Consider the following 566-nt stretch of genomic DNA (forward strand, 5'->3'; position numbering starts at 1 on the left):
AGGTAGCTCACCAGCAGATGACGACCGCAGAACACGTACAGTGGGAAGTAACAATGGTGATCGTAGTAGGCGTTAAAGAACTTGCCGGGCTGGTCGCCATGCACTGGAACGTCGGTGCCATCGAAGTCCAGCACGATTTCCTTGGGTGGGGCGTCGTGCTGCTCAATGAAGTGATGCCACATCAGTTCGTGGGCCTTGACCACGGCCTGCCGGTCCACGCGCTGCTCCATTCGGCACAGTGTTGATTTGCCCGCCAGAATGGCCTCTTCGCCAGTCGCGGTCTGAAGTGCCTGGTCAGCGCGTAACGTTTCGTGATCGTTCAGATCTTCGTACCCGGCAGCCACGCCAAAGACCCGTTGCCGGATCATGGTTTGAAGCTTGTGGCGAACCAGCACCGGATTACGGGTATCGTCCAGCACCGTAGCCAGGCGCTGAGTGAGCTGGTGTTGATTGTCGACTTCGCGAAGCAGGAGCAGGCCGGCATCGGAGGTGATATGGCCACCGGAGAAATCGGCTTCAATTTGACGGCGAGACAGTGGCGAGAGGGTCAGTTTTTCAGGTACCAT

The 566-nt window shown here is 57.8% G+C and carries 1 protein-coding gene; it reads right to left on the bottom strand.

Annotated elements, in window-relative coordinates; all coding sequences use genetic code 11:
• A partial coding sequence (locus Q675_RS36530; protein WP_023012174.1) for an IS1380 family transposase occupies positions 1-566 on the bottom strand: 566 nt, incomplete at its 3' end.

The organism is Marinobacter sp. EN3 (genome assembly GCF_000475315.1).
Classification (GTDB): Bacteria; Pseudomonadota; Gammaproteobacteria; order Pseudomonadales; family Oleiphilaceae; genus Marinobacter; species Marinobacter nauticus.